The following is a 23864-nucleotide window of genomic DNA, read 5'->3' as shown; positions in this document are numbered from 1 at the left end:
CTGATATAGATTATGAACGCAATCAAAAAAGGAGACGAATGATGCGTGTGACTCGCAGCCAAGCTGAGCAGAACCGGCAAACCGTGATCGATGTAGCGAGCCGGCTTTTTCGGGAGCGCGGATTCGATGGCATCGGCGTCAAGGATTTGATGGAGGGCGCCGGGCTGACCCAAGGCGGGTTCTACAAGCAGTTCGCGTCCAAGGACGACTTGGTCGCGCAGGCGTCCAGACGGGCATTGGAAAGCGCTGCGAACCGATGGTCGACGGCGGCCGCGGCGAGCCCTGAGGATCCGCTTGGCGCCGTGATCGACTTCTATCTCAGCACGGGGCATCGCGAGGAAAGGATGGACGGCTGCCCGGTGGTTGCGCTTGGCTCGGATGCTGCCAGGCAAGGCGCCGAGGTGAAGGCATCATTTGAGGCCGGCATCCGAGAATACCTCGAGATGCTGGGCTCATGGGTTGGCGAGGCGGACGGCGATGCGCCCGGCGGTAAGGCCATGGTCGTTCTCTCGACAATGGTCGGCGCGGTCGTCCTCTCGCGCGCCGTCAATGATCCCGACCTCGCGAAGGCTTTTCTGAGTGCCGCCACCGCTCAGGTTCGCGAAGCCGGCGCGGCTTGAAAGCCGCACGCGCTGGCCAAGTGATAGGAGAATAGATGCGACGGATCGTTGTTACGGGCATGGGAGCGGTCACGCCGCTCGCGGCCAACGTCGAAGCGTCATGGTCGCGCCTGCTGGCCGGCCGTTCGGGGCTTCGAAAGCTTCCGGACGACATGGTGGGGGACCTGCCGGCGAAGGTCGGTGGAATGGTTCCTTCCTTGCTGGAAGACCCCGAAGTTGGCTTCGATCCAGACATCGTCCTGGCGCCGAAGGACCAGCGCAAGGCCGACCGCTTCATTGTCTTTGCGCTGGCGGCTGCGGAAGAGGCGGTTGCCCAGGCCAGGTGGAACCCGGTCTCGAACGATGACAGGACCCGCACCGCGACGATCATCGCGTCGGGTGTCGGAGGATTTCCCGCGATAACCGAAGCGGTGCGAACCGTCGACCTGCGCGGTGTTCGGCGTCTCTCACCGTTCACGGTGCCGTCGTTCCTGGTGAACATGGCGGCGGGACAGATTTCGATCCGATATGGGTTCAAGGGTCCGCTCGGCGCGCCGGTGACGGCCTGCGCGGCCGGCATCCAGGCGATCGGCGATGCGGCGCGTCTTATCCGCGCCAACGAGGCCGACATCGCGGTCTGCGGCGGAACGGAAGCCTGCATCAATACGGTCAGCCTCGGCGGCTTTGCCGCGGCACGCTCTCTTTCCACGTCCTTCAATCATCGTCCTGAGGAGGCCTCCCGCCCGTTCGACATGTCGCGCGACGGCTTCGTCATGGGCGAAGGCGCCGGCATCCTGGTCATCGAGGCATTGAGCCACGCGCTTGCGCGCGGCGCCAAACCGCTCGCCGAACTGGTCGGCTACGGCACGACGGCGGACGCTTATCACATCACCTCCGGCCCCGAGGATGGCGACGGTGCGCGCCGGGCCATGGAGATCGCGATTGCCCAAGCCGGTATTTCGGCACGGGAGGTCCGCCACCTCAACGCGCACGCGACCTCCACGCCAGTCGGCGACTTGGGGGAAATCGCCGCGATCAAAAGGGTCTTCGGAGAAGATTTCGGCATAGCCGTCAGCGCAACGAAGTCGGCGACCGGCCACCTGCTTGGCGCCGCCGGCGGGCTTGGGGCGATCTTCACGGTCCTGGCGCTCAGGGACCAGGTCGCACCGCCAACCCTCAATCTGAGCGCCCCCGATCCGGCAAGCGACGGGATCGACTTCGTCGCAAACCACGCCCGGCCGATGGAGATGGATTACGCGATTTCCAATGGCTTCGGCTTTGGCGGCGTGAACGCCAGCGCATTGTTCCGGCGCTGGACGGACTAGCCGCGGCTTGCGGCAATCGTGATGTCCTGGTCGGGCAGTCGCAGCCGGCGACAAGTTTACGCATGGCGACATCGTCGCCCCGCACCCGGGCGATGACTGCACGATACATTCGCGGGGGCACTTCAGGCGCGCGACAGTCCGTCTATCAGCGCCGTCAGCACGGCACGGTAATCTTCGCCCGACGCACCGGCGTCGATGGCGAGCGCCGCGCGGTCGAAGGCGGCGGCAAGCAGGGCGGTCAGCGCTTCGGGCGGCAATCTTTTCATCGACTGCGTCCGCATCGCCGCGACAAGGCCCTCGCGCAGCGAGCGGTTGCCGTGGCGGTTGTCGATGGCGTCCATGGCGGCGCGGCCGAGCACGGCGGGGCCGTCGAGCAGCAAGAGCCTCGTGCGGCCGGGCGCGCGCATGGCCGTGAGGTAGGCATCGGAACCGGCAATCAGCGCATCGCGGGCGCTGAGCGAAGGCGGGGAGGCGCGGTCAATCTCTCGCGCCACCGCCGCGGCTTCCTGTTCGACCACGGCGGCGAAAAGCGCCTGCTTGTCGGCGAAATGGTGGTAGAGCGCGCCGCGCGTCACGCCAGCGGCGGCAACGATCTCCGGCGTGCCGGTCTCGGCATAGGATTTTTCCGTGAACAGTTTGCGCGCCGCCGCGATCAGGTCGGCGCGCGTCGTCTCGGTGCGATCGCGGTTCGAACGACGCGCGGATTTCTGTTGCATACATGCAGCCTGTATGTTAATTCAATTTACATGCAGACTGTATGTCAGTTGACGGGAGAAGGAAAGATGAAGACGACGAGCTACTATCCGGTGCTGATGACCGGCGATGTCGCCGGCACGGAGGCCTTCTATGTCAGGCATTTCGGTTTCCAGCCGCTGTTTGAGAGCGACTGGTACGTGCATCTGCAATCGGTGGACAACAAGCGCGTCAATCTCGGCATCGTCCAGGGCGACCACGAGACGATTCCCGAGGAGGGGCGGGGGCGAACCTCCGGGCTGCTGATCAATTTCGAGGTCCGTGATCCCGATGCGGTCCATGACCGGATCCTTGCTGCCGGCCTGCCTATCCTGCGAACGCTGCGTGACGAGCCTTTCGGCCAGCGCCACTTCATCACCAGGGATCCCAACGGCGTGCTGATCGACGTCATCAAGCCGATCCCGCCCAGCGAGGAATTCCTGGCGCAGTATGCGGAAGGCGCCAACGGGGGCTTGAACGGCAGCCTCAACTCGCCCGCGCCACCGGCGTCACCGCCACCTGGCTGACGCCGGTGCGGCGCACCACGGTGCACAGCGTCTCGCGGCCGATGCGCTCGGCGTCGAGCATGCGCACGAGGTCGTCGACGCCGGTCACCGGGCGGCCGTCGATTGCGGCGATGATGTCGCCTTCCCTGAGACCCGCCCTGGCCGCCGGGCCGTCCTTCTCGACGCTGCGCAGCCGTACCGCCGTGCTGGTCGAGACCTGCGACAAGAGAGCCGCGCGCCGCGGCAGGTTTACCGTGTCGGCGGAGACGCCAATGAAGGCGCGGCGCACGCGGCCGAAGCGGATGATCTCGGAAATGACGAAGTTCGCGGTGTTGGAGGCGACGGCGAAGGCGATGCCTTGCGCGCCATGGATCATGGCGGTGTTGACGCCGATAACCTCGCCGGCCGACGAGACCAGCGGACCACCGGAATTGCCGGGGTTGAGCGCGGCGTCGGTCTGGATGACGTCGTCGATCAGCCTGCCGGTCGAAGCCCGCATCGAGCGGCCGAGCGCCGAGACGACGCCCGAGGTGACGGTCCATTCGAAGCCCAGCGGATTGCCGATGGCAATCGCGATCTGGCCGCGCCGCAGCCGCTTGGAATCGCCCAGCGGCGCCACGTCGGCGAAGCTGCCGTCAGCGCGCACCAGGGCGATGTCGGTGTCGGGGTCGCGGCCGAGCACGCGGCCTTCGCTGGAGGCGCCGTCCGGCATCGAGACGCGTACCGTCCTGGCGTCACCCACGACATGGAAATTGGTGACGACCAGCCCGTCAGGCGCGATGACGAAGCCCGAGCCATGGCCGCCCGGCCCCCCGATGCGCTCGATGCGGCAGACAGCCGGGCCGATGCGGTCGACCGCGTCGGCAACCGTCGTCGAATAGGCGTCGAGCAATGTCTCGTCCGGTTGGAATTTTGGCGCGGCGAGGGCCATGGGGGGCTCCGTGTTTTCAGGCTTGATCGTGACTATATGTGCGGAGCGGCCGGAACCGCCGCGACCTGACCAGATGGCCAGTCGAACCTGCAACTAGCCGTCAGGCGAGTACCTCCTGGCGTACTGCCGAGCGATATCTGGGGCATGAGAAAACCCAGGAGATCATCATGAGCGACTTCAATCTGAATGCATTTTCCGATGCCATCGCCGATATCGCCGCCAAGGCGACGCCGGGAACGGCAAGCTTCGCCACGCATCATCACCGCACGGCGAGCGCCTTCCACTGGGGCGACGGCTATTTCGTCACCGCCGAGGAAGCCGTCGAGGCCGGCGAGGAGATCGAACTGACGCTGGCCTCCGGCGAGACGGCGAAGGCCGAACTGGTCGGCCGCGATCCTTCGACGGGCGTCGCCCTGCTGAAGCCCGCGGATGCGGCCAGCGCGCCTGTCCTCGATAGAGCCAGCCCCGTTCGGCCAGGCAATATCGCCATAGTCATCGGCAGCAGCCAGGGCGCGGTGCTGGCCGTATCGGGCTCGGTCGGCGAAGTCGGCCCGGCCTGGCGCTCGATGCGCGGCGGCACCATCGACCGGCGCATCAACCTGGCTGTCGGTGCCGGCGGCCGCTTCGAGGGTGGCCCGGTGCTGGACGCCAAGGGCGCGCTGATCGGCATGCTTCTGTTCGGCCCGCGTGGCCGCGCGCTGGTCATGCCCTATGAGACGATCGAACGCGCGGTGGCGACGCTTCGCGAAAAGGGGCATGTCGCACGTGGTTACCTCGGCGCCGGCCTGCATCCGGTGCGCGACCGCGACGCGCGTGGCGCAATGGCGATGAGCCTCGACGACAATGGCCCGGCCAAGGCCGCTGGCCTCTCGCTCGGCGACATCATCGTGGCGTGGAACGGCGAGGCCGTGCATGGTCCGCGAGACCTGATCCGTCGGCTCGGGCCCGACAGCGCCGGTGCTTCGGTGAAGCTGGGTGTCGTGCGCGGCGGCGAACAGCGCAACGTCGTGCTGACCATCGGCGAAAAGCCGCTGAGCTGAGAGGACGGATGGAAAGCGACACGCTGACAAGGCCTGACGTGGCGCGCGGCGAACGCCAGCTCGTGGTGCTGATCGCACTGCGCGATGCCGTGCGTGCCGAGCGCTTGTCCGCTTCGCTTGCCATGGCCGACGATCTGCTGCCGGTCGTGGCCGGCGGCGGGGTCGCCGATGTCGCCATCGTCGATGACGCCGTCGCCGACGGCACGGCCTCGGTCGATCGAGCCGGCGTCGGCGGCAGCACGACCCCAAAAGTACTGCTTTCGGACCGCGCGGGCCGGCCGCAAGGCCAGGTGTTTGCGATGCTGCCGTTGGCCGCGGATGCAGCTTTGATCGCCGCTGCCGTCAGGCTGGCCGCCGCCGGCTACCGGGTGTCCGGCGAAGGGCGTTCGATGCCCGATAGGCATGAGGATTTCGACCGCGGTGACGCGGCCAATGGGGATGGAAGCCATAGCGGGTTGTTCGGCGACGAAACGGTCGACGATGGCGCCGCCGCCCGGCCAGCGCTGTCGCCGCGCGAGGCGGAAGTGCTGGCGCTGCTGGCCGAAGGGGCGCCCAACAAAGTGATCGCGCGGCGGCTCAACATCTCCGTCCACACAGCGAAGTTCCATGTCGCCGCGATCCTGATCAAGCTCGGTGCCGCCAATCGTACGGACGCCATCGCGATCGCGATGCGGCAGGGGCTGGTTCTGGTTTAGGAGTGGATGTCGGGCAAGTCTGACGATTATCTTCAGAGATTGGCGCTGCCCCTCATCCGCCTACCGGCACCTTCTCCCCGTATAGTGACAGGGAGAAGGGAGTTGCCGCGACCTCGGCGCTCCCCTTGCAAAGGTGATGATTGGCGAAGGCCGCGATGAGAGCGTCTTTCTCCCCGTCACTATACGGGGAGAAATGCCCGGCAGGGCAATGAGGGGCGGCGCGACGGTGCGGACGAAGCATCCGTCAGCTGCTCGGTATTTCGAGTTCATCGTAACCGAGTACTTCGTCTTCGGTCATTGGGCGGTCCCGATCAGGTATCCGGCCTGCTTGCTCTGAAATTTCCATCAGCCTCGCGATCAGGTCAGACTCGTTTTGCTGAGAAGTCAGGTGTTCGCGAGCAGTTTCGTTTTCGAGGCTCTGCCGGATCGCTTCGGTCACCGGCACACCACGGCTCTTGGCAAGTTCTCGGGCCAACCGCTCCACTTCGACATTCTTGATGAACAAAGCCATTTGGTGATCTGCCATCCGGTATGGAATCATACGCCAAATCGGTTTCGGCGCCACGTCGTTTGCAGCCGACAAGGCACGGTACCCTCCGCTACGTCACCATCGCGTCGCACCACAAGCTCTTGTATCCCGCTCTGGCGCGCGCAAGGATCGCGACACAAGACAATCCAGGCGGAGGAAAAATGTCGCTCAAGGGAAAGACGCTGTTCATCTCCGGCGGGTCACGTGGCATCGGGCTGGCGATCGCGCTGCGCGCCGCGCGCGACGGCGCCAATGTGACGATCGCCGCCAAGACGACGGAGCCGCATCCGAAGCTGCCGGGAACGATCTACAGCGCCGCTGAAGAGATCGAGCAGGCCGGCGGCAAGGCACTGCCGGTGCTATGCGACATCCGCGAGGAAGCGCAGGTGGCCGAGGCGGTCGGCAGAACCGTCGAGAAATTCGGCGGCATCGATATCTGCGTCAACAATGCCAGCGCCATCCAGCTTACCGGCACGCTGGAAACCGACATGAAGCGCTACGATCTGATGCATCAGATCAACACGCGCGGCACCTTCCTCGTGTCCAAAATGTGCATTCCACACCTGAAGTTGGCGAAGAACCCTCACATCCTGAATCTGGCGCCGCCGCTCGACATGAAGGCCAAATGGTTCAAGAACCATGTCGCCTACACCATGGCCAAGTTCGGCATGTCGATGTGCACGCTGGGCATGAGCGCGGAATTCGCCAGGGATGGCATCGCGGTCAATTCGCTGTGGCCGATCTCGACCATCGACACGGCCGCGGTGCGCAACCTTCTGGGCGGAGCGACGGTCGCGGCGATGAGCCGGTCGCCCGACATCATGGCCGATGCCGCGCACGCGATCTTCATGCGGCCGTCGCGCGAGGCATCAGGCAATTTCTATATCGACGAAGAGGTGCTGCGCGCCGAGGGCGTCAGCGATTTCTCGGTCTATGCGCCTGACGCAACCGGACCGCTGGCCGGAGACTTTTTTGTGCCAGATGAGGTGTTTGCCAGGACGGACAGCAAGATCAGGAACATCTACTGAAGGGGATTCTGCCGCCGCCGCTTGCTTTCAAAAAAGGACTCGACATCGAACGGCTCCGGTTCACCTGACTGGCCGCCCTCGTCGATTGCCCGACGAAGCCGCTCAAGCCTCTGATCGCCGGTTTCTTCCGTAGGCATCAATTCGCCTCGTCCCGTTGAGCGCGTATTTCGGCCGGCAGGCCACCGTTTGCTAGGTGGACCTGAAGCAAAAAACCCCGCCGGAGAGGGCCGGCGGGGTTCAATGCGTCCCGCTGGAGTCGGGACGGGGCAGGGAACGCCCAGTCAGGAATCTGGGGTGCGAAGCCCGGTGATTCAATGACCCGGCTCTAGGGGTCTGTACAATTCTTGTTGACCCGGGCCGTGCCGTCCGCGGTCTATCCCATCCCGGTTGACCGGGATGGGACCTTGTTGCCGACCTGATTCCAAAAACCACTGCAAGTGGCTGGAAAAGCAGGTCAGTTGTTGCTCGCCACCGGCGCCACGAGCGAGGTGATGCGGCGGATGGCGACGCGCCGGTTCTCGCGGTTGGGCGCCGAGGTGTCGACCTTCAGGTACTCCTCGCCATAGCCCTGTGTCGTCAGGTTCTCGGGCGGGATGCCGAAGGCGTTGGTCAGCGCTTCGGCGACCGCTTCGGCGCGACGGTCCGACAGAGCAAGATTTGCCTCGGGCGTGCCGACGGCGTCGGTGTGGCCCTCGATCAGGAAGGTCTCGGCCGGGTTCTTTTTCAACAGCTTCTCCATGGCGTCGGCGACACCCTGGAGCTTCTGTACCTCGGTGTCGGAGATCGAGGACGAGCCGAATTCGAAATTCAGGGTGTCGAGATCGATGCGCCGTGCAATGTCACGCACGCGGGCCGAACGCTTGACCTCGTTGATCGAATACAGACGCTGCACTTTCTCCACCGGCGGCTGTTCGAGGAAGGTGTAGTAGTCGTCGGGACTTTCGACATCCTCGGAATCGAGGATGTAGTCCCGGCGCGGGATGGTCAGCCGCATCGGCGGCAGGTCATCGCCGGGATCGCGCCAGTCATCTTCGTCCTGGTAGCTGCGCTCGTCGACATAGCTCAGAACGTATTCGCGACCGTCGGGCGCGATGCGCGACCGCTGCAGGATGTCGCCGTAGCGGTTGCGTATGGTGACGATCCGGAAGCCATTGTCGCGCTCGACTGTCTCGCGCGTGCGGCCTTGCGGCAGGTCCTCGTAGTAGACATCCTTGGCGCCGCGGGTCAGGCGCGGGCGATCGTTGCTCTGGACGAACGTCTGGTCGTTGAACTGGACGATCACCCGGTCGCCGATTTCCTTGAGCACGTCGACGCCCTTGGGCCGGCGGCGGTCACGGATGTCCTCGTCAGGCGCGCGCTCGAGCCGCTTGCCCTTCTCCTGGGTTACCGGGACGATTTTTTCCGTCTTGATCGCCTCCTGGGCGGCTCTGTCGTCGGTTGGAGGCGGACCCTGATCCACCGGCGCCACTACCGGCTTCCGGCCCTGGTCACCGCCCTGCTGGGCATTCTGCCCACCATTCTGCTGCACGCCGTTCTGCTGTTCGCCATTCTGGTTGGCGGGCTGGGTGGCCGGGTTCCCGCCGCCCTGGCCGTTCTCGCCGCGACCCTTGCGCCTGGCATCCTTCTGGCTGTCGAGGATGGGGGCGGCATTCTTGTCGGCGGGGGCTTCGCCCTGAACCGGGTTTTCGCCCTGGACAGGCGCGGCCTTCCCATTGGTAGCGGCCCCACCGGTGGCAGGCTGCTCTCCCGTCGCCGGCTGTTCGCCGGTGGTGGGCTGCCTACCGGTCTGCGGCTGTTCGCCGGTCGCGGGCTGCTCGCCATTCGCCGGCTGTTCGCCAGCCGGTTTCCTGCCGTGCTTCTTCGTCTTATCCTGGGATTGCTCGCCCTGGGCGGGAACCTGCTCGCCGGCGGGAGGGGATTCAACCTTCGGCGTCGCTTCGCCGGCAGGAGCCTGCTTCGGTGTCGGAGCGGTCTCCGGCACGGCGGCCGGCGCCTCTTTCTGCTGGTCCAGCTTGTGTTTCCTGCCAGGCTTGGTCGGCTGGTTGTCGTTGGCAGGGGCGGCCTCGCCGGCGGGCGCCTGCTCGGTCTGCTGCTGCTGGTCGCGCTTCTTCCTGCGCGGCTGCTGCTCGTCGGTTGCGGGCGCGGCCTCGCCGGCGGGCGCCTGCTCGGCCTGCTGCTGCTGGTCGCGCTTCTTCCTGCGCGGCTGTTCCTCGTCGCCCTGTCCCTGGTCGGTGGGGGTGTCCTGCGCCAGGATGATCAGCGGTGTCCCCCCGCGTTGCATGGGGCCGAACGCGGCTGTCCCCTGAAGCGGGGACGCGCCTAACGGCGCGGATGCCATCAACAGGCCAAGGGCTGTGCCTGCCAGAATCCGTGGTTGGCGTTTCATCGAAATTCTCCTTGTGGGGTCCCATCCTTGCCGAAACCGCTTTTAACGAAATTGGTTCCAGCTGCCCATCGTTAGGGGCCGTACAGGGCTATTGGCCGACCTTTTGAAGGCAACTTCATGTCATTCGGCCCCCTTGCAGCCTCATTCCGGCTGTCGCCGCGCTTGACCTTGGCGGCGGCTGGGGCCACATGCCGGAAATGGAAACCCCGTTCTGGAAGACCAAGACGCTGGAAGAGATGAGCCCCACCGAGTGGGAATCGCTCTGCGACGGCTGCGGCAAGTGCTGCCTGTCCAAGCTCGAGGACGAGGACACCGGTGAAATCTACTGGACCAGCGTCGGCTGCCGGCTGTTCGACGCCGAGAGCTGCCGCTGTGCGGACTATGCCAACCGGCTGGCGCGCGTTCCCGACTGTGTCGGCCTGACCCCCCAGAATGTGCGCACCATCAGCTGGCTGCCCAGCACCTGCGCCTACCGGCTGGTGGCGGAGGGCCGCGACCTCTACTGGTGGCATCGGTTGGTTTCCGGCAGTGCCGAGACCGTGCACGAGGCCGGCATTTCCATGCGCGGCCGGGTCAAGGCGAGCGAGACCGACCTGGCCGAGCCGGAAGACTATTTTGACTTTATGCTCGACGACGAGCCCTGACGCACGCGGTAGATCGTCAGGAGTTGCCTGTCGGGAACCGTGCGAGGGCGAGGCGCCTGGCGCGATATTGTTGAATGCCGGCAAGGGATTTGGCCGGCGAGGGATTTGGCCGGCGAGATTTGCAAGGTCGGCGCTTTGCCCGTGTGGCGCCACATGAACCGCGGATGAACGGGCAGTTCGTAAATAGTTCAGACAGGCCGGTGCATTCTCCCGCCATCGGTTTCACGAGGAGGGCGCAAGCCCGCAACAAGGAGAGAGAACCATGTACACCACCATCAAGACGGCAGCGCTTTCGGCTCTGGTCGGCCTCGGCACGCTGGCGGCCATCCCCGCCCATGCCGACAGCCTCTATCTTGGCTTCGGCAACAACCAGGATCCGCGCTTCGGCGTCTATGCCGGCGACGACGGCTATCGCCACCGCCGGGACGAGCGCCGCGACGATTGGCGCCGTGGCTGCTCGCCGGATCGCGCCCTCGACAAGGCGGAGCGCATGGGGCTGCACCGTGCCCGCATCGTCGATGTCAACCGCCGCGTGGTCAAGGTGATGGGCCGTCAGTACGGCGACCGCGTCGTCATCGTGTTCGCCAACGAGCGCGGTTGCCCGGTCATCAACCGCTGAGAATCTCAGGCGTGGACCTTCTGTGAAGGTCTGGAGCCCCTTTCCCTCGGGAAAGAAGTGGCCCGAAATCCCCGCGGAAGCGATTCCGCGGGGTTTTTAATGCCCGCGGCGGTCTGTCTTGAGCAGGTCCGTGGCCAAGCAATGCTCGGCCACGGCGTCCAGCGCCGCCTACTTCAGTTCGAAGGTAACGGTGACCTGGACATTGTAGGCGTTCTCGCCGGCCTGTACCGGCGCCGCGCCGGCCGCGGCGTCGAATGCCTTGGCGTTGATCGGCATCGGCGCCGGCCTGATGTTCTGATCGGTGATCTCGAGCACCCGGCCCAGGCTGACCCCGGCCGCCTCGGCCAGCGTCCTGGCCTTGGCCATGGCGTCGGCGACAGCTTTCTTTCGGGCCTCTGTGACGGTGGCCGCCGGATTGTCATTGGTGAAGGCGATGCCGCCGCCCTGGTTGACGCCGAGCGACACCGCCTTGTCGAGGATCTCGCCTGTCTTGTCGACGTCGCGCACGCGCACCGAGAGCGTGTTGGTCACCTGATAGGCGACGAGTTCGGCCTCCTGGCTGCCGTCCGGCTTGTTGGTATAGTTGTAGCGGGGGGTGATCTGGATGCCCGCGGTCTGCAGGTCGCGATCCTTGATGCCGGCGGCCTTCATCGCGGCGATCACCGCGGCCATGGCATCATTGTTGGCGTCGAGTGCGGCACGCGCCGTCTTGGCTTCGCGCATGACGCTGAGCGTCAGCACCGCCAGATCGGGGGCCACGGTTGCTTCGCCCTCGCCGGACACGATGATGCGGGGCGGGGTCGGCAGATCGGTGGCTCCAGCCATCGCCGGAAAAGCGATTGCAGCGGCGAGCGCGAGGGGCAAAAGATGTCTGGTCATGAAAATCTCCTTGGTCTGCGATCAAGTCGCAGGGGGGCGCGTAGAGCGCGATTATGGGTTGATTTGGGCGATCTGCGAAAGCCCGCCGGGAAAGCCTTGTGCCGCGATGCGAAAAACATTAATCCAGCCCGCGTGGGGCCTGTAGCTCAATGGTTAGAGCCGGCGGCTCATAACCGCTTGGTTGGGGGTTCGAGTCCCTCCGGGCCCACCATTATCTTTGTTTTTCAATGGCTTACGGGTAGGTTCGCCAACGGGTTCGCCAGAAGGTTCGCCAAGCATCGGCCTGCGGGTCACCAGCCGCACGACGCGATCCATGCCCTGAACCGCCAGACGAACCTGCGATGCCTCGCGTGAGTAGAGCTCGGCATGATCGATGTCGTCGTGGCCCAGCACATCCATGAGCTGCCTGGTCGAGGCCTCGGCCTCGGCGAGATAGACGCCGAGCGACTTTCGCAGTCCATGCAGCGTCAGCCCTTTCGCAAGCCCTGCAAGCTTGCACCAGTGCGCCATGCTCCCGGTCAGGGACTTGGAGGAGAAGGGCTGGCCATAAGCGGTCACCAGGACGGTTTCGCCGCGCTTGTCGGCGGCCCCAAGAATCTCGGCCAGCATGGGCGTGATCGGTACGAAAAGCCGCTTGCCACCGGTCCGGTTCTTGTTCTTTGCCTGGACGATGTCGAAGCCGTCGAAATGACGCTCCTGGCCATCGATCATGACCTTGCGCGTCACCCTCTGGTCCCACCGTAGATCGGCGACATCGCCGCGACGATTGCCCAGCCAGAGCGCCAGCCCGTAACAGGTGCGCGCAGCCGTCCCCAACGGCCAGCGCTGCTCAAACTTCTGCATCGCTTCGTGAGGCCAAGCCTTCCAGCCCGTGTAGGCAGGACGCCACTCGACCGCCGCGGTAGGATCGATTGCAATCCAGTCCAGTCGCATCGCGACATAGACGAGCTTGCGTATCGCGACGAGCAGATGCTTGGCCTTGTGTGGTGTCGCGATAAAGTGCCCCAGAAGCTCTTCGACGTGGACCCGCCGCAGGTTTTTAACGGGCACGTCGCGCCATGTCAGCGGATGGTCCGGGACCACCCGCAGACCCAGAAATTCCTCGATCAGGCGGCTGTTCTTGAATTTCGTGCTGTCATCATGGGCGAGCCACTTGACCGACGCCTTCAATCTCTTTTCGGCTGCTCCGAATGTTCCTGGCAAGGCCGCACCCGGCATTGTGACAACCGGGGCTTTTCGAATGTTGCGACCCTCGACAGCAGCCCGATAGGCTTCCTTGAAACCTCTCTCGTTGGGGGCAGGCAGCGGCACCAGGCGGCCATTGGCGCGGTAGCGCCAGCGCGTCTTCCCATGACGATCCTTATAGGAGGACACACCTGGGTGTTTGTCTTTAAGACGCTGTTCCATTGCAGAACCAGACTATTACCCTCGATGATTCCCTTGCAAGAGAAAGTCGACGACATTGTCGTCATCGTCGCCGGGCAGATCCGCGAACGCAGCCTCCAGTTTAAGGCGATCCCAGATCACACGACTGTCGATTTTCTTTGGCTTGGGCATGCGCCTGTCTAAGACCATCTGGTCGAACTTTGTTACTCCAACGCCGACGTAGCGGGCAGCTTCATCCCGCGACAGGCCACGTGGAGGGTAGGAGAGGGTGTCGCTTTTCATCACCTTGATCCGCTAATCAGCTGTCCGAACGCGTGGCACTTTCTGTGAATATCGCGTTCGAAATAGCAGGGGCCCCATAAAGGGGAAGCCCGATGTCCGGCTTTGATTGCGGAAGGGCTACCCTGGCGTGCAAATAGGACGCTCGAGCCGCCTGTGAGCGGTGATCGCAGCCCTGGTCCATCGAGAACAATGTCTTGCCCGTAACGTAAATTGAAAGCAGGCCGGTGGCGTATGGCCCTGCGTCAGTTTAATATATTAGTCCTGCCTAAGATTAGCCGGAGACCCTGAAGATGCAGCAGGCGAAACAAATCTTGGTGACAGGCGGCGCAGGTTTCCTGGGATCATTTTTGTGCGAGCGGCTCCTTGCTGAGGGCCATCAGGTAGTTTGCGCAGATAACTTCTTCACAGGAAGCCGCAGAAACGTCTCTCATCTCCTCGATGACCGATCGTTCGAGATTATTCGTCATGACGTGACGTTTCCACTCTACGTAGAGGTTGACGAAATATACAATCTCGCCTGTCCGGCGAGCCCCGTCCACTATCAGTCCGACCCCGTCCAGACGACCAAAACCAGCGTTCATGGCGCGATCAATATGCTCGGACTGGCCAAGCGGGTTCGCGCACACATTCTGCAGGCGTCCACCTCCGAAGTCTATGGCGACCCGGAGGTTCATCCGCAGTTGGAAGACTATTGGGGCAGAGTGAACCCGATTGGCCCTCGTTCCTGCTATGACGAAGGCAAGCGATGTGCCGAGACCCTGTTTTTCGACTATTGGCGACAGCACAAGCTGAAGATCAAGGTAGCCCGTATTTTCAATACCTACGGTCCAAGGATGCGTCCCGACGACGGTCGTGTCGTTTCCAATTTCATCGTGCAGGCGCTGCAAAACAAACCGATTACGGTCTACGGCACTGGCCAGCAGACGCGTTCATTCTGCTACGTCGAGGACCTCATCGACGGTCTGGTACGTCTTATGCAGACGGCCGACGATATCACCGGTCCTGTCAATCTCGGCAACCCGGCGGAATTCACGATGCTCGAACTCGCAAATCTGGTGATCGAACTTACCGGAAGCCGATCGAAGATCAGATTTTCGCCGCTACCGGTCGACGATCCAAAGCAGCGGCAGCCCGATATCCGATATGCTTCCCGCGAACTCAAATGGAAGCCAAGAACTGCATTGCGTGCTGGCCTTGCCAAGACCATTGCGTATTTCGAGGACGTGGTTTCATCTGGGCACATTCGGCCCGCCGCAGCCGAATGAAGACGGTCCTGGTAACTGGCGGGGCCGGCTACATCGGGTCGCACTGCTGCAAGGCATTCGCGGAATCCGGATGGTCGGTTGTTGCCTTTGACAACCTTTCGCGCGGCTGGCGCGACGCGGTGAAATGGGGACCGTTGATCGAAGGCGATATTTCCGACGCGGCGGCTGAGGCCGCCCTGGACCAGTATCGGCCGGACGCCGTGGCGCATTTCGCTGCCTACGCTTACGTTGGCGAGTCAGTCGAGCGGCCCGAACTTTACTACCGAAACAATAGTTTCGGCACCCTGGTCCTGCTCGAGGAAATGCTGAAAGCCGGTCTGGACAAGCTGATCTTTTCGAGCACCTGTGCAACTTACGGGATCCCGACGCGGTCGCCGATAGACGAGACGCATCGACAGTCGCCCATCAATCCCTATGGCTGGTCCAAATTCATCATAGAAAGGATGATCGAGGATATCTCACTTGCTCATGGTCTCAACGCGGTCGTGCTTCGGTATTTCAATGCAGCCGGATGCGACCCCGACGGCGAAATCGGAGAAAAGCATGAACCGGAAACACATGTCATTCCGCTCGCCATAGAGGCGGCAGTGAGGCCGGGCCGCATTTTTAGAATCAACGGCACCGATTTTGACACCCGCGACGGAACCGCCGTGAGGGACTACATCCACGTTGTCGATCTCGCGCGCGCCCACGTCCTGGCAGGGGAGAAGCTTCTCCGCGACAAGGGCGTCCACGTCTACAACCTCGGAACCGGAGCGGGTACAACGGTGAACGAACTGGTCGATGCCGTCAGCCGGGCTTCGGGAATGCGGGTTCCGCTGGTTTACGGGCCGCGCAGACCAGGGGACCCGCCGGGGCTTGTTGCTGAGGCCGGCAAGGCCAAGCGGGAACTCGGTTGGGCGGCCGAGCAATCCGCCATCGACAGGATCGTCGAGACGGCACTGGCTTGGTATCGCAGTCGATTGTAACAGATATTGCGCAAGTGACGCTACCGCGCGGTCAGCAAGCGATCGAGAGCGCCAGCCACCGCGCCGAGCGAGAAACTTCCCTCTATCCGCTTTCGCGCCGCCTGTCCGAGGCGGTCTCGCATGGTTGGATCGTCCTTAAGTTTCTTCAGCGCGTGTGCAATTTCCGCCGACTCGTCCCTTCGAACAATGAGGCCGCCGGATGCCTCGCCGTCTGCCAAGATGTCGGGTAGGCCCTGTGCGTCGGTAGCAACGATCGGAAGGCCGCAGGCCATCGCCTCCAACGGTGCGACGGGCATACCTTCGGTGCGGGACGCAGTGACATAGGCATCCGCCGCCGAAAGCCAACGCCGTATCAAGGACCGGTCCGTGGTATAGTCGCAAAGCCATCTCACATTCGGCAGTGCGGCCTCTCTCAGCAGCCTGGCAAAAACGTCTCGGTCCTGCCCCGAGCCTATGATGACCAGTTCGGACGAAGCATCACCGGAAAAGAAGGACCATGCTTTCAGGAGCACATCCAGCCCCTTACGGCGAACGTCGATGCGTCCGTGGTTGACGACGACGAAATTCCCGCGCGCCAGACAGAGGTCTTGCCGCGCCTGCTGACGTTCGATCGCTGTCCACTCGCTGGAATCGATGGGGTTGGCAATATTCGCTACCTTGAGGGCTATACGCGGGTAAGCTTTGGCGAGGCGTTCACGCTCCGCAGCCGATGCGACGATTAGGCCGCTGCAGGCACGGAGAGATGCCTGCCTGGCAATTGCCTCTATCCAGGAGAGCGTCCGGTCGCCGCCCTGGAACGTTGCATAGAGCGGAATGCGGTTACGGACTGCCAGCCAGGCAAGCGCATCAAACCGGGTATATTCGTATTCCTGAACGAGAATTGCATCACACTGGGATCGGGCGAGCACCTCCCGGAACGCCGGGAGCGGCGTCGCGGACCAGCGCCGCAGACTGTGACCCGCTGCGGAGTGACCTTGACGCGCGCGGGCGCCGGGAACGACCCAGATCGGCGCGCCGGTGCCGGCATGGTAGTGGCATTCTATCTGCGAGGCATGCTCGGAAGCGCACACAATGACCGGCCTGTGGCCGGCCAGTTGCAGGGCGGAGACGTAACCGAACAGCCAGCCGCCGGTCATCTGTTCGACGAAATCCTTAAGCCGCAATCCTATCGGATCGAGGAATTCCTCCACGACGTCGCCCCATGGAAAGAGGGCGATGACGAGGGAAGCGCGGCGGCCCATCAAATGCCCCAAAATTCATTTACGCCAGGAAAAAGCCGTCTCCGTGCCGCGTGTCGAGCGGTGGTGCAGCACGTAGCCGACAGCCGTGATCGGCGCCGCAAGAGCGTAAAGTATCTTGCGGCGACGGCGTCCCAGACGAGAAAATGCGACGTCGTGAAAGAGTGCCGTCACCGGGTTGATAAATGTGGCGCGGCGTTCCGGCGCACGGTCGAAGAGCGCTGCGAGTTCGGGATCCCAATAGCCGCGACGAACGTGACCCCATTCCTGCATCAGTTCGCTTTCATGCGGGCAATAGGGCTTCATGACGCGAAAATACGGGTAATGCCACTCCGCATGCGGCGTCGAGACAAGAACATACCCGCCTGGGCGCACGACCCTCAAGGCCTCTTGTGCGGCACTACGGTCATCCTCAATGTGTTCAAGCACGTCGAAGAGCGTCGCCACGTCGAAACTGTCGTTCGCGAAGGGGAGGTCACAGGCATCGCCGCAGACGAAGGTCGACTTCGCCCAATCTGGCTGGTGGTTGCCCAACTCGGGATCGAGATCGAGGTTAACGACTTCAGCGTTCGGATAGAGGATACTTGCCATCCCGCTGCGCCCGCCTCCAATTTCGAGTATCCGGCCGGGCCCGTCGATCGCCGCGGGCGCGACGCGATGAATTGCGCGCATCTTCTCACGGTAGAAAAGGCCGTCCGTCAGAGCGTTTGGAAAGGGATTTCGAGACAGGAATTGTCCGAGCGGCGCCTTGCGGATCATCGATTTTCTTCCTCAACCAATTTGATGTTCGCCGTTTTCGCCAGCCGAAACGGACGAGGAATTGAAGACCAGCCAGCCAGCCTTCGACTTCTGCCGCGAGTATACTGGTCCTGCCGGGGGGGCCTTCGAAAAGCCCCTTGACGAATGTTCTCAAGAAATATGCGGGCAGCTGCTTCCAGATGCGATCGATGTTTCCGCGATTGCCAAAATTGTCATATTGCGTGACAAGAGCTGCGACGTGGCCCTTCATGTAGGCTCTTATTTGCCGTCGGAAGCCCGGCCAATCGCGGCGATGATGATGGAAGACAACGGCGCGAGGTTCATACAGGCAAGTCCCTCCTGCGGCCAGCAGCCGGTACCATAGCTCCGAATCTTCGGAACATCCGGCAGCACCGGCGCCGAGGCGCTCGTCGAACGAGCCTACCCGATCGAAGGCCGATCGCCGGAAGGCCATGTTGGCCCCGGCGCCGATTTTCCAGACATGCGCTCCGCTTGGCCGGGTCTCTTCGAAGAAGCGGTGGTCGAAGAGAAGCGGCACGAAGGTGGACCCAAAACCGCCCATGTCGAACTGGAAACGGCGTTGGGCGATCGTATCGAGCCGGGCTGGCAGCACCAAGCCGGTCAGTGCCTCGATGTCCCGTTCTTCGAAGGCGCGCGCGATTTCGGCAGTCCAGCCAGGATGAACCTCGACGTCGTCATCCGTGAACGCGATGATGTCTTGACGGCTTTCCCGGATGCCGGCGGATCGGGCAACACTCAATCCGGGCCGCGGCTCATGAACGAAACGGACCTCAGGAAAGCCGACACATACCGGCCGAGCGTTGCCGTCGCGGGAGTTATCAACGACGATGACTTCGCCCGGGGCGCTGCGTTGCCTTGCAACGCTTTGAAGGCACTCCGCCAGGGCGGGGCCGCGGTCGCGCGTGCAAATTACGACTGAGATGTGCTGGGCCGACGCTGAAGACGCAGTTGCAAGTTCATCAAGGCGGTCGACAAGGTCGTCGGCCCCGAGCGCCGCCGTCAAACAGAGCGCGGACTTTGGCGATCCTTCATAGGTCGCCCGCAAGGGGGCGCCCAGCGGGATGTTGCGGGCAGCCAATTGTGCTGCCGAAAACTCCGCCGCGAACTGCCGCAGACTTGCCTCGCTGTAGGGCAATTCGTCAGGCAAGGACGCTCGCATTCCCAGCGGCAAGTCCTTCCACCAGAAGATCGATAGCGAAGGGGTATCTCCCACATCGGCGTCCGCACAGGCGGAGCCGAGATCGATTTGCCTGACACGGAAGGCCTCGCCATTCACCGGTTTTGCTCCCGGATTCTCTGCACGCGGATACGTGAGCGATCATATTCGCCTGCCAGGCCGCAGATTCCACCCCACAACTCTGCAATGCCGAAACGAAAATCACGACCTTGAAGCTTGCGCGCGGCCCGTGCCAGCGCTTTCAGCCGATCGAAAAACCACCAGCAAACCATGGCACGGTGACGTGCCCTGAGCTCTCCGTCGGTCCGACGGCTTTTGACAAGAAAGGCCATCATACCAAGTCCCCATGTCCAATACTGCCGTCTCAATTGGTCGATCGTCTCGCGATGCTCGTGGTAAACGGCATACTCCGGTTCATAGATCATGGGCCGGCCTGAACGCAGCACGCGATAGAAAATGTCGAGATCGCCACCGCCAGGCAGCGGTGCTCCGGTATCGAGCGCTTCGTCGAAGCCGCCCAGCGATACCAGCAGCGTGCGGTCGAAAGCCATGTTGCAGCCGGCGCCGAGAATACCAGACCCTACCGGGTGCAGCGCACTATCGAATCGGGTGTTGTGGAATTCGTTGCGCCTGAAGCCGCGGCCAAATCCGCCCCTTCGTTCGAAAAAGATCTGCGCCTCGGTGTCCAGGCGAAGCGGCAGCACCAAACCCGTAAAGCCACCGGCACCCGGATTATCCCGGCAGGCTTTGGTAAGCCCGTCAAGCCAGTTGCGGTCGACGACCACGTCATCGTCCAGATAGGCAATCAAGCTGCCCGTGACCGAGCGAAGAGCGGCGTTTCGTGCAAAATCAAGCCCGGGCCTCGGTTCGAACACGTAACGAACGTCCTCGAAGCGCTCGACTGCTTCGCGTGTGGCTGAATCCACAGACGCATTGTCCACCACGACGACTTCGACGCTCGGAAAAGCGGTTGTGCGTCGGATGCTGTCGAGCGAACCCAGCAACCTCGAAAGACGTTCGGCGCGGTCTTTCGTACATATCGCGATGGAGAGGCTCGGCAGGGGCGATTGCCCAACCGGTCTTAGCCGCAGCAATTCCTTATCCATCTTCGCAACCAGGATGCGATCGGCAAAACGTTCATCGGCAACGGATTTCTGTCGCTCCGCCGACAGGATCGCTGCGGAGGCGAGCGCGATCATCTCAAAGCCGACAAGCCGGCCCTGCCAGCGGGCAATGAGACCAACGCCATCGTGCTCTGGCGCAAGCTCAATCGGGGCCAGCGGACTTGACAGTTCGACGTCGACGATCTTGTAGCCCATCGCCTTAGTTCGCACCCATGGCAACACGACCGAGCTGAAACTCGTGAAGTCTTGAAAAATGGCCCGCCCGCTTCAGGAGTTGATCCGGCGGACCAATCTCGATCACCCGTCCTTTCGACATCACGATGATCTGGTCAGCGGTCTGGACGGTGGACAGGCGATGCGCAATGACAACCACGGTGCGATTGTGCGAGTATTGCTCGAGGGCGATCTGGAACGCCTGTTCCGTCTCACCGTCGAGCGCATTCGTGGCTTCGTCCAAAAGGAGAATGTCGGGATTGCGAAGTATGGTCCGGGCCAGCGCGATCCGCTGCCTCTGGCCCCCCGACACGCGCATTCCCTGGTCGCCGATCTGCGTCTCGTAGCCCTCCGGAAGCGAACGGATGAAATCGTCTGCCTTCGCAATGCGGGCCGCTTGGCGCAGTTCGTGCTCACCGGCGTCGAAATCGCCGTAAGCGATGTTGGCCGCGATGGTATCGTTGAACAGGTATACCTCCTGAGACATCAGCGACAGCCGCTTGCGCCAACTGCGCAACTCGAAACCTAAGAGCGGGATACCGTCGGCGAGGACTTCCCCCGACGTCGGGTCCATGAAGCGAAAGAGCAGGGCCATGAGGGTGGATTTGCCGGCACCCGACTCGCCAACGATTGCTGTGGTCTTGCCGGCGGGGATACTGAAGGAGACATCCTGTAGCGCCAAAGGCTGATCGGGCGCATACCGAAAGCAGACATCGCGAAATTCGACGGCCGTCTTGAGGGCGGGCGCCGGCAGATAGCCTTGGCTGAGAAACGGCGTTTGCGTTGTGCGCAGGAACTCGTCCACATCGTCAATCGCGCCCGCAAGCCCGTCCAGCGCAATCTTCGACTGCAGCAATTCCCGTGTGGGAGCCTGGAGACGATAAAGCAGCGACAGGAAAGCGGCGAGAGCCGCGATTCCTATGCTTGCTGATTCCGCAATGAGAACCAGTGCACCGATCAGGATCGTGATCGAGATCTCCGAGACAGGCCCGGGGGTCGCCCAAAGCATGTCGAGCCTCAACAGACGACGCCTTACCCTGTCCGATGTCTGAACGAACCGGTCATGCTCGTAGGATTCCTGTGCGAAGGCACGGATCAATTGCAATGAATTGATGCTTTCCCACATCCTGAGGCCGAACTGCTTGTTTTCCTCGACGACGGCCTTGCCGGTCTCGTCAGCGCGTCGCGTTGCCAGACGAATGGCCATTGCTCCGAAAAGCAGGAAAATCATCGAAAAAAAGGTCAATCGGACTGAGATCAATAGCATCAAGAGAACGAAGACGACGAAGGTACAAAGGCAGATCATCAACCGGTAGGCCAGGCTCAGCCCTTGGCTGACCTTCCAGGTATTGTTGGCAATTGTCGTGATGATGTCCGTTCGCCTGTTCTCGACACGGTAGTCGATGCACGAACTTATCGTCTGATCGAAAACCCTGGATCGCAACCGGTGCGCGACGAGGCCGTCAATGTATCTGGTTACCCAGGTGTTGATGAGATGGACCGCGTTTTTGAGGACGATGCTGACGCAAAGCGCTCCGACCAGGAAGGCGGTCAGGTGTTGATGCGGGATGGGTGACAAGATCCTGTCAAACACCGGCTGCCATCTGCCGGGCTGAGGCGGCGAGGCTCCGAGGCTCTGCAGCAGGGGAATGAACAGGACGAGACCCGTACCTTCCAGAACCGCTGCGATCAGTCCAAGTCCCACCACGGTCGGCCCAGCCCAGGCTGGCGCCGCCCCCAGGCGAAAGAGCCGCCGCAATCGCGCGACCAGAGTCACCAGATGCCCTCTGCGTAGGGGGGGTGGAACTCGGCGTTCTTGTTTCGGCTCCTTTTCACTCGGATTTTGACCCACCGAGGCACCAGTCGGGCTCGGCAGTAGATGTCCACCATTCTTGGCAGGCGAGAAATCGCCGTCCCTGGCTCCATCAGGAAGAGTTTCTTCATCAGGCCATACGCTGCCGAAAGCCGCCCGCAGATCAAGGCCCTTACGGCGAGCCAATGCAGCATGTCGATCAGATGATCGTCGAGATCGTCCCCGAACTGCGGGTACTTCTGGCGAAACTCGGCAAGGACAATTTCACAAGAACGAAGCATCTGCATGACATCGCTCGACATGTTGGCGTTCGTCATCCGGTAACCCACGAGGTACTGAGGGACGACGCGAAACTCGTAACTTTCGGCTATTCTGAGGCACATCAGCAGGTCCTCGCAGCCTTGTGCGTTCCTGGCCCTCAAGGAAGGGTCGAAGCCTCCCGCTCGCTCGAACGCGGCGCGTCGGACCAGCATTGAACTTCCGTTGCCAACAAAGTTCGTCCTGCACATGCGTTGGAGCACGCGACCCTCGGCATCGGGCCGGTTATGCAATGAGAATACCCGGCCGTCGCCGTCTATATCGGCGAACCAGCAATATGCCAGGCCTGCGGAAGAGCCGCCTTGCTGTAAGGTGCACATCTGAAGCGCGATTTTGGATGGGGCCCAAAGATCGTCGGCGTCCACAAACGCCAGGAACTCCGCATCGGTGGAAGCAACTCCACGATTGCGCGCATTCGCAACGCCGCCGTTCGACTGCCTTATCAGGCGGATACGGCTATCCTGTTCAGCATAGGAGGCCACAATCGAGGCAGAAGGGTCCGTCGACCCGTCGTCGACGACGACAATGTCCAGCGCCTGGTAGTGTTGCCCGCAGATGCTGTTCAGGGTCGCGCGAATCGTTCGTTCCGCATTGAACATCGGCACCACGACGCCCACCGTGGCATTGTCTTTGATCATGGGCCTCTGTTGTCTCCGCAAAAAGTTGGCTAGACAGGCAACCGGCGCCCGGCGAGCCTCTCCGCGACACGCACCCCCCGGCCTCGATGGCTCTGCCGACTACGCCGTCGTGCGGGAACCTGGAAGTGTGAGTCACGGCGGCATGCTGCACTGCAACACAAAATTACACCGCAATGCGCAATATTGCTAATTTAATCATCTCTAAAGTCCGGTTTGCAGGATCAGATTTTCTTACGGCCCGAAACAGCGCTTGAACCGCCAGCGCGCGCCGTTATCGTGAACGCCGCCGTCCCGCGCGGCGTCCCGCCCACCGCTAAGCTGAGATTGGCTGTTCAAGAGGCGGGCGTCTTACTACGCAGCCTTTAATCTGACCGGGATCCTGATGAGGTACTGGCGCGTCTTCACGAACCAACCTCAGCGACCGACATAAAGCTCCGACCTGCCTTGCGACGCCAATGCGCGACGGGGAAGAGATCGGCACGGCTGCAATGAGAGACAGGACTCACCCGCAGCCGCACTCAAGCCGCGACGGTTAGCCGAGAGAGGAGGAGAGGGCGCTACTGGTTATGTGCCTATCCTGCGGGCGAAGGCGATCGCCATAGCATTGTGGCTGTGTGGACTGGCGTCATTCGAATAGACCAGTAGGGTTCGCCATGGCACCGCATCAAGCAAACCCGCCGCGTGGCCATCGTTTCTGCGCGAGAAACGCGTGCGCCAGGGGGCAGCGAGGTGCGGGGCCTGCACCTAGA

23 protein-coding genes, 1 tRNA gene and 1 pseudogene are annotated in these 23864 nt (G+C 62.6%); 11 read left to right on the top strand and 14 right to left on the bottom strand.

Annotated elements, in window-relative coordinates; translation table 11 throughout:
• Positions 1-41 precede the first annotated feature (41 nt).
• Together FJ936_RS04350 and fabF are read left to right on the top strand one after the other, a co-directional pair.
• Positions 42-620, top strand: a complete 579-nt coding sequence (locus FJ936_RS04350; RefSeq protein WP_141906341.1) for a TetR/AcrR family transcriptional regulator — start codon at positions 42-44, stop codon at positions 618-620.
• Between the two features lie 35 nt (positions 621-655).
• On the top strand, positions 656-1924 hold the full coding sequence (fabF, locus tag FJ936_RS04345; RefSeq protein ID WP_140793278.1) for a beta-ketoacyl-ACP synthase II: 1269 nt from the start codon (positions 656-658) through the stop codon (positions 1922-1924).
• 122 nt (positions 1925-2046) lie between these two features.
• Here the strand turns inward: fabF and FJ936_RS04340 are convergent, their stop codons facing one another.
• The gene (locus FJ936_RS04340; protein ID WP_140665898.1) at positions 2047-2640 is read right to left on the bottom strand and encodes a TetR/AcrR family transcriptional regulator; all 594 of its coding nucleotides are present in this window, start codon (positions 2638-2640) and stop codon (positions 2047-2049) included.
• 66 nt (positions 2641-2706) lie between these two features.
• Between FJ936_RS04340 and FJ936_RS04335 the strand changes: the two genes are divergently transcribed.
• On the top strand, positions 2707-3183 hold the full coding sequence (locus tag FJ936_RS04335; RefSeq protein ID WP_140793280.1) for a VOC family protein: 477 nt from the start codon (positions 2707-2709) through the stop codon (positions 3181-3183).
• Here FJ936_RS04335 and FJ936_RS04330 read toward each other — a convergent pair.
• Entirely contained in the window at positions 3143-4093 is a 951-nt protein-coding gene (locus FJ936_RS04330) for a trypsin-like peptidase domain-containing protein (protein WP_140617810.1), read from the bottom strand. The two genes, FJ936_RS04335 and FJ936_RS04330, sit on opposite strands and share 41 nt — an antisense overlap.
• A 167-nt stretch (positions 4094-4260) precedes the next feature.
• Between FJ936_RS04330 and FJ936_RS04325 the strand changes: the two genes are divergently transcribed.
• Both FJ936_RS04325 and FJ936_RS04320 read left to right on the top strand, forming a co-directional pair.
• Complete coding sequence (locus FJ936_RS04325) at positions 4261-5133, top strand: S1C family serine protease (RefSeq protein ID WP_140793282.1); 873 nt, start codon at positions 4261-4263, stop codon at positions 5131-5133.
• Between the two features lie 8 nt (positions 5134-5141).
• Positions 5142-5828, top strand: a complete 687-nt coding sequence (locus tag FJ936_RS04320) for a helix-turn-helix transcriptional regulator (protein WP_140793284.1) — start codon at positions 5142-5144, stop codon at positions 5826-5828.
• Between the two features lie 244 nt (positions 5829-6072).
• Here the strand turns inward: FJ936_RS04320 and FJ936_RS04310 are convergent, their stop codons facing one another.
• Positions 6073-6339 carry a type II toxin-antitoxin system VapB family antitoxin gene (locus tag FJ936_RS04310; protein WP_140665914.1) on the bottom strand — a complete coding sequence of 89 codons (267 nt, stop codon included), beginning with the start codon at positions 6337-6339 and terminating at the stop codon, positions 6073-6075.
• A gap of 179 nt (positions 6340-6518) precedes the next feature.
• Here FJ936_RS04310 and FJ936_RS04305 point away from each other — a divergent pair, with 179 nt between their 5' ends.
• Positions 6519-7385 carry an NAD(P)-dependent oxidoreductase gene (locus FJ936_RS04305; protein ID WP_140713831.1) on the top strand — a complete coding sequence of 289 codons (867 nt, stop codon included), beginning with the start codon at positions 6519-6521 and terminating at the stop codon, positions 7383-7385.
• Here FJ936_RS04305 and FJ936_RS04300 read toward each other — a convergent pair.
• Both FJ936_RS04300 and FJ936_RS04295 read right to left on the bottom strand, forming a co-directional pair.
• Complete coding sequence (locus FJ936_RS04300) at positions 7379-7522, bottom strand: type II toxin-antitoxin system ParD family antitoxin (RefSeq protein ID WP_140727081.1); 144 nt, start codon at positions 7520-7522, stop codon at positions 7379-7381. The two genes, FJ936_RS04305 and FJ936_RS04300, sit on opposite strands and share 7 nt — an antisense overlap.
• Before the next feature lie 317 nt (positions 7523-7839).
• The gene (locus tag FJ936_RS04295) at positions 7840-9771 is read right to left on the bottom strand and encodes an OmpA family protein (protein WP_141906174.1); all 1932 of its coding nucleotides are present in this window, start codon (positions 9769-9771) and stop codon (positions 7840-7842) included.
• Between the two features lie 197 nt (positions 9772-9968).
• Here FJ936_RS04295 and FJ936_RS04290 point away from each other — a divergent pair, with 197 nt between their 5' ends.
• Together FJ936_RS04290 and FJ936_RS04285 are read left to right on the top strand one after the other, a co-directional pair.
• Positions 9969-10415, top strand: a complete 447-nt coding sequence (locus FJ936_RS04290; RefSeq protein ID WP_041163697.1) for a YcgN family cysteine cluster protein — start codon at positions 9969-9971, stop codon at positions 10413-10415.
• Positions 10416-10677: 262 nt separating this feature from the next.
• On the top strand, positions 10678-11034 hold the full coding sequence (locus tag FJ936_RS04285; protein ID WP_015316248.1) for a hypothetical protein: 357 nt from the start codon (positions 10678-10680) through the stop codon (positions 11032-11034).
• 168 nt (positions 11035-11202) lie between these two features.
• On the opposite strand, the gene FJ936_RS04280 is transcribed toward FJ936_RS04285, so the two are convergent.
• The gene (locus FJ936_RS04280) at positions 11203-11913 is read right to left on the bottom strand and encodes an SIMPL domain-containing protein (RefSeq protein ID WP_015316249.1); all 711 of its coding nucleotides are present in this window, start codon (positions 11911-11913) and stop codon (positions 11203-11205) included.
• A gap of 135 nt (positions 11914-12048) precedes the next feature.
• Between FJ936_RS04280 and FJ936_RS04275 the strand changes: the two genes are divergently transcribed.
• Positions 12049-12124 (top strand) — tRNA-Ile (locus FJ936_RS04275).
• A gap of 191 nt (positions 12125-12315) precedes the next feature.
• Here the strand turns inward: FJ936_RS04275 and FJ936_RS30810 are convergent.
• Positions 12316-12756: pseudogene (locus tag FJ936_RS30810) on the bottom strand (tyrosine-type recombinase/integrase); the annotation flags it as partial.
• Between the two features lie 579 nt (positions 12757-13335).
• Positions 13336-13581 carry a hypothetical protein gene (locus FJ936_RS30805; RefSeq protein WP_015316530.1) on the bottom strand — a complete coding sequence of 82 codons (246 nt, stop codon included), beginning with the start codon at positions 13579-13581 and terminating at the stop codon, positions 13336-13338.
• Between the two features lie 290 nt (positions 13582-13871).
• Here FJ936_RS30805 and FJ936_RS04260 point away from each other — a divergent pair, with 290 nt between their 5' ends.
• Together FJ936_RS04260 and galE are read left to right on the top strand one after the other, a co-directional pair.
• Positions 13872-14846, top strand: a complete 975-nt coding sequence (locus FJ936_RS04260; RefSeq protein ID WP_015316531.1) for a UDP-glucuronic acid decarboxylase family protein — start codon at positions 13872-13874, stop codon at positions 14844-14846.
• Positions 14843-15814: a UDP-glucose 4-epimerase GalE gene (gene galE / locus FJ936_RS04255; protein WP_141906173.1), complete on the top strand. Its 972-nt coding sequence runs from the start codon at positions 14843-14845 to the stop codon at positions 15812-15814. The genes FJ936_RS04260 and galE overlap by 4 nt, the downstream gene beginning before the upstream one ends.
• A gap of 20 nt (positions 15815-15834) precedes the next feature.
• On the opposite strand, the gene FJ936_RS04250 is transcribed toward galE, so the two are convergent.
• Genes FJ936_RS04250 through FJ936_RS04225 form a run of 6 tightly spaced genes read right to left on the bottom strand, consistent with a single transcriptional unit; the run spans position 15835 to position 23115 of the window.
• Positions 15835-17055 carry a glycosyltransferase family 4 protein gene (locus FJ936_RS04250; protein WP_015316533.1) on the bottom strand — a complete coding sequence of 407 codons (1221 nt, stop codon included), beginning with the start codon at positions 17053-17055 and terminating at the stop codon, positions 15835-15837.
• 15 nt (positions 17056-17070) lie between these two features.
• Positions 17071-17811 (bottom strand): class I SAM-dependent methyltransferase, encoded by a 741-nt coding sequence (locus FJ936_RS04245; RefSeq protein WP_141906172.1) that lies wholly within the window; start codon positions 17809-17811, stop codon positions 17071-17073.
• The gene (locus FJ936_RS04240) at positions 17729-19108 is read right to left on the bottom strand and encodes a glycosyltransferase (protein WP_141906171.1); all 1380 of its coding nucleotides are present in this window, start codon (positions 19106-19108) and stop codon (positions 17729-17731) included. Before FJ936_RS04240 ends, FJ936_RS04245 begins: the two co-directional genes overlap by 83 nt.
• Positions 19105-20328 (bottom strand): glycosyltransferase, encoded by a 1224-nt coding sequence (locus tag FJ936_RS04235; protein ID WP_141906170.1) that lies wholly within the window; start codon positions 20326-20328, stop codon positions 19105-19107. The genes FJ936_RS04240 and FJ936_RS04235 overlap by 4 nt, the downstream gene beginning before the upstream one ends.
• 4 nt (positions 20329-20332) lie before the next feature.
• Positions 20333-22123: an ABC transporter ATP-binding protein gene (locus FJ936_RS04230; protein WP_141906169.1), complete on the bottom strand. Its 1791-nt coding sequence runs from the start codon at positions 22121-22123 to the stop codon at positions 20333-20335.
• Complete coding sequence (locus FJ936_RS04225; RefSeq protein ID WP_141906168.1) at positions 22120-23115, bottom strand: glycosyltransferase family A protein; 996 nt, start codon at positions 23113-23115, stop codon at positions 22120-22122. The genes FJ936_RS04230 and FJ936_RS04225 overlap by 4 nt, the downstream gene beginning before the upstream one ends.
• Between the last annotated feature and the right edge of the window lie 749 nt (positions 23116-23864).

This window comes from Mesorhizobium sp. B2-4-13, from assembly GCF_006658535.1.
Taxonomy (GTDB): domain Bacteria; phylum Pseudomonadota; class Alphaproteobacteria; order Rhizobiales; family Rhizobiaceae; genus Mesorhizobium; species Mesorhizobium australicum.
The sequence above is the reverse complement of the archived record's forward strand: the minus strand, read 5'-3'. Positions and strand labels throughout refer to the sequence as shown.